Origin of the sequence: Sulfitobacter sp., assembly GCF_041552635.1 — a bacterium.
Lineage (GTDB): Bacteria > Pseudomonadota > Alphaproteobacteria > Rhodobacterales > Rhodobacteraceae > Sulfitobacter.
The window spans coordinates 1-1,272 of sequence record NZ_JBFEKM010000377.1 but is presented as its reverse complement, the minus strand read 5'-3'; the positions used below and the strand labels follow the sequence as shown (position 1 = coordinate 1,272).

The window sequence follows — 1,272 nt, the reverse complement described above, 5'->3', positions numbered from 1 at the left end:
TCGCTTTGGTCTGGCGGCACGGGGCAGGGACCTGCGGCACTTAGCTGCCTGATGCAGCAAACCGCCAAGCAGACGCTGACGCTCGAGCCTTGGGGCTAGGCGATGGCTGACCCCTTGCCTGGACTGGACATGTCGGGCGCGTGGGACATCCCTGCGCGGCTGAATATGGCGGCGCAATGTCTGGCGCAGGATGCGGGACGGACGGCGATTATTGACCTGACGGGTACCGTGCGGCGCGACGTGACCTATGGCGATTTGTCTGACATGACCGATGGATTGGCGCGGGCGTTGTTGCCGCGTGTTCAGGCGGGCGACCGCGTCGGTGTATTGCTCAGCCAAAGCCCGTGGTGCGCGGCTGCCCATTTGGCAATCTGGAAAATAGGTGCAATTTCAGTGCCTTTGTTCAAGCTCTTCAAGTATGATGCGTTGAAATCCCGCGTGCAGGATGCGGGCATCACCCTTGTTATGACTGATCCCGAAGGGCGCGACTTGCTGGGGGGGCTGGCCGAAGCATGGATGACGGACGCGGTCGGCATCGCAGGCGATCCGGTGACTTTCGCCGATACTGGCCCCGACGATCCGGCGGTGCTGATCTATACCTCTGGTACGACGGGCAGTCCCAAGGGCGCGCTGCATGGTCACCGCGTGTTGACCGGCCATTTGCCCGGCGTATCGCTAAGCCATGACATGCTGGGCCAGCCCGGTGATTGCCTGTGGACCCCGGCGGATTGGGCGTGGATCGGCGGGCTGTTCGATGTTTTGATGCCGGGTCTGGCCTTGGGCGTGCCGGTCGTCGCCGCACGCCTGCCCAAGTTTTCGCCCGAAGACTGTGCGCGCATCATCGCAGAAGGCAACGCGCGCAACGTGTTTTTTCCACCCACAGCCCTGCGTATGCTCAAGGCGGCAGGCGCGCAGATTGCTGGCTTGCGGTCGGTCGCATCGGGAGGGGAGCCATTGGGCGCGGAAATGCTCGCTTGGGGGCAAAGCGCGTTCGGTCTGACGATCAACGAATTTTACGGCCAGACCGAATGCAACATGGTCGCCTCAAGCTGTGGCGCAGCCTATCCCGCCTGCCCCGGATGCATCGGCAAAGCTGTGCCAGGTCACACGCTGGCTGTTCTGTCCAAGGCGGGCGTGCCAACAAACGACGAGGGCGATGTCGCGATCCGGCGGGGATCGGCGGCGATGATGCTGGGCTATTGGCAGCGCCCCGAAGCGACCGCCGAGAAATTCAAAGGCGACTGGATGATCACCGGCGACCGCGGCATTTGG

1 protein-coding gene is annotated in these 1,272 nt (G+C 63.3%); it reads left to right on the top strand.

Annotation, left to right across the window (positions count from 1 at the left end):
- Nucleotides 1-102: 102 nt before the first annotated feature.
- On the top strand, nt 103-1,272 hold a 1,170-nt coding region (locus ABYT07_RS21225), incomplete at its 3' end, for an AMP-binding protein (protein ID WP_372993973.1).